The organism is Streptomyces sp. NPDC006283 (assembly GCF_040613325.1).
In the GTDB taxonomy this organism is placed as follows: domain Bacteria; phylum Actinomycetota; class Actinomycetes; order Streptomycetales; family Streptomycetaceae; genus Streptomyces.
Window position 1 is genome coordinate 1 of the sequence record NZ_JBEXRZ010000378.1, and the last position, 3,545, is coordinate 3,545.

General features: G+C 68.7%; 1 protein-coding gene and 2 pseudogenes. 2 read left to right on the forward strand and 1 reads right to left on the reverse strand.

The features are described 5' to 3' along the window. Nucleotides 1-199 precede the first annotated feature (199 nt). Both ABZ070_RS36180 and ABZ070_RS36185 read left to right on the forward strand, forming a co-directional pair. Nucleotides 200-334 (forward strand): annotated as a pseudogene (locus tag ABZ070_RS36180) (restriction endonuclease); the annotation flags it as partial. A gap of 393 nt (nucleotides 335-727) precedes the next feature. Next, nucleotides 728-977: pseudogene (locus ABZ070_RS36185) on the forward strand (restriction endonuclease); the annotation flags it as partial. Between the two features lie 128 nt (nucleotides 978-1,105). Here ABZ070_RS36185 and ABZ070_RS36190 read toward each other — a convergent pair. Continuing rightward, nucleotides 1,106-1,525, reverse strand: coding sequence for an NUDIX domain-containing protein (locus tag ABZ070_RS36190; protein ID WP_356640314.1), 420 nt, complete (start codon nucleotides 1,523-1,525; stop codon nucleotides 1,106-1,108). Between the last annotated feature and the right edge of the window lie 2,020 nt (nucleotides 1,526-3,545).

The following is a 3,545-nucleotide window of genomic DNA, read 5'->3' on the forward strand; positions in this document are numbered from 1 at the left end:
CGGATGCGCCAGGAGCGCGAGCGCCAGGCCAAGAAGGACAAGGTCCGCCGGCAGCCGGTCGACGGGGACGCTGCGCGTCCCGCTCCCTCGCTTCGCGCTGCCGTCCCCTCGGCCCACGGCGCTGCGCCCCATGGAGCGGCGGCACGGCCCGCACAGCGCCCCGCCCCCGGGGCCAGAAACCGGCCCCGACCTCGGGAACGCCTGGGGCGACCGGCACGGCGTCCACTGGGGCGACCGGGACAAGCTCCGCTGCTGGGCGCAGAACGACACCGCGTTGCACGACCTTCTGGGCCTGCCGGCACGCGCCCGCCGGGGCCGGTTCAAGCGCGCGGCCTGGCAGGTCCCGCTCACCCCGCTCAACCACACACATCCTGGAGGTGCGGTGTTCGACGAGGACGGGTCGCTCGACCCCCTGCTGAAATTCCTTCTGACCGCCATCCTCGCCCTGGCCGAAGGCAAGATGCTGTGGGAGCGGCTCACACAAGACGTCAGCCGATGGATCACCACGGATCTGTGGGGCCTGATCGCAGCCCACCCGTGGTGGACCGGACTCATCGTCGTCGGCGGACCGGCCACACTCATCCCGCTCGCCAGACTGCTGGCCTTCTTCTTCGACGCCGGCACCTACCCCTATATCGGTGACGACGAGCATGACGCCCCGACCGCTGCCCCACCCGCATCGGCAAGCCCGGATGTGCTGACCTTCAAGATGAAGCAACTCTCTGCGATGAGTGCGACGGGCTTCGAGCAGGCCTGCGCCGAGCTCCTGGCCCGCGATGGATTTCGAGGTACACGACGGGTCGGAGGCGTCGGCGGCCTCGGCGTGGACGTCACCGCCCGAGACAACGAAGATCGCCTCTTGGTCCTGCAATGCAAGCAGTACCAGACACGTACAGCAGTTCAACGGAACGGCACGCCTCCACCACGGAGCCGACGTACCGATCATGATCGGGCTGAACGTCTTCACCCAGCCCGCCACCGACTTCGCCGCGCACCACCAGCTCATCCTCATGGGACGCCCAGAACTGAAGCAGTGGCCCACGGCCAGCGCCTCTACGACGTCCTGGGCATCCAGAGCACAACCCGGTGACGCCGACCGTGCGGGTCACCGACGCTTCCACCACCACCATGCTGCGCGTTCTACGCCGCCTCGCGAGGTACCACCAGCCCGCACTCTGACCCGGTCGCCGAACTCACGGACTAGACCCCAGCAAGAGCCGATGGCCGGGGCGAGGTAGGTCAGGCCGATGCTGTTGTTCTTCCCTCGGGTTACTACCCACAGCCGCAGTACCTCGGGGGCTGTGTCGATGCCCATCTCCTCGGCCAGTTCTCGCGCCGCCTGGCTGCCCAGGGCGGCCTCGTCAAGAACTTCGCCGTCGTGGGGCGGCTCCACGGAACCTCCCGGCAGTTGCCAACGGCCCGGAGCGGCCGTGGACGGCGACATCCTCACCGTCAGGACACAACCCTCATGGATGGGCTGGACGACGTTCACGAACAACGACGGCAGCGCGGTGGTCGCCGGCAACCCACCGCGAGGCGTAGTGCCGGTAGGCCACCCGCGCCCGCGACAGGCGCAGGGCATGCGGCTCGAGCCATCCCATCCCCGCACAGCCACGACCGGACCGTCGAAGAGCGTCGGGTTGTCCTTGACCGCCATGCTCCACACACGGTCTCTGGCCGATTGGTCCTGGGGTGACAGCGGCGGCGCTTCTACCTCAAGCCTCGCCCGCGCTCTCTCTACGAACGCCTGGACCGGCAGGAATCATGGCCCGCCTGCGCGTCCGCGCCACCGACCGGCGAGGCCGGAGGGCGGCTACCTGTTCCGCTCACCGCCACGCTACCGAGTGGGTCGCAGTCCTCGGAAAGGGAGAACTCGTCCAGAACCGCTTCGACTGGAGGATCAGCAGCTACCTGACCCGTCCTGGGGCACGGGCACATGCCCTGCAGGAGCACACCCAGCCAGGCAGCAATCGGCGCCGCTGGGATCAGCTCTTCGAAGAGGGAATGCGAGACGAAGACGAGCACGCGGAGTTCTTCGTACAGTGCCGAACCCATCATGGACTCGCCGAACCGACGCTGGAGCTCACCCTCTCGTTCCTGTGGTACTTCGACGCCATCCCTAGGAACGACGGCTCCTGGTACCCGCGGCATAGTCGGCCGGTGGACCGATGGACCGCCCGACCCGCTACGCCGGCTGTTCGCCGCACTGACCAACATCCGCACCAAGGCTGACCACGACGCCCGCGACGAATAGCGCCGCGCGGAACGCGAACGGGCATGGATCCTCGAGGACCGGAAACGCCGCGAACAGCTCGATGTGGCCTGGCCGCGGTCGTGCCCGTCGTGCGGCACCGATGTCGAGACCGGCATGACGGGCGAGGACGGCTACCGGCCGGAGCGGGGCGGCTGTGCCCCCGCTGTGAGCATGCGCGCCGCGAACTCGAACGCCTTAGCACGGAGATGCGGGGCCGGCCAACGGCATCATGGCCCGCCTGCGCGCCCGCGCCACCGACCGGTAGACAGCAGCGTGCGCACGAGCCGGCTACTGCCGGAGGTGGCCGCCGTGCGCGCTGCGCGAAGGCCCCGGCCGACCAGTTGCCCTCCACGACGGGGGTGGGCAACGAAGGTGACAACGGCGCGGACAGGCAACACTGCTGCTCACAGGGCGTTCTCAGGGCCTGCGGTGCGCTGACATCCCTTTGTCTGAGGTGGTGGTGAGTTGACCTGCTGACTTGATCTGGGGTGGCGCTGCGCTGGGCTCATTCTTGGCGCTGGCGCTCGCCGGTGATTGACGAACGGCGCGGGCGCCGCGCCCCTTGCCACGAGCCCCGGCCGCCCGAGCGCCCTGGTACTGCCGACGCAGGAAGACGCCCGTGCTTACGGGTCCGGCCTGTTCGCTGACCGCTCAGGCCCGTTCACGGCCGCGGAGAGGGCGCCGGGTGGTGGGCCGCCCAGGCAGTCGAACGCTTGGCGGAGCCACTTCTCACCGTTCTGGTGGGGTTCCTGGACTCCGTCGCAGACACCACGACCTGCTGCGGCCTACGACCTGCCCTCGGTCAGCCCGCTGGCGATGTTCTCGATGTAGAGCAGGCTCCGCTCAACTCCGGCCTGCCATCCGGCTCCTTCATTGGCGTACCGGCCCTTCGCGTCGGCCGGGATCCGTTCCGCCAGTGTGTGCGGAGGGCTCTCTCCAGTACCTGACGCCGGGCACTGTCCGCGGCCTGGCGCATCTCGTCAGTGATCTCAATTGGGCGATTCCCGTTCACCGCTCCACCCGGGACGCTGACCCCTGACGATGGCTATACCGCGAGGTCACCGAGCTGGACGCCGGTCGGTGAAGCTTTGGTCAGCAGGTGATCCGGATGGCAGGCTCTGCTCTGCGCGGCCATCATCGACCGTCTGACGTTCAGCGGCACGACCATCGAGACCGGTATGGACTCCTACCGGCTTGCCTCCACCCGGTCACGAGCTGAGGAAACCGCCAAGCCCGGCCGGCTGCCCAGAGGCGTGACTCGACGGCCCGTCTCAGGGCAGCCCCGGGAAGC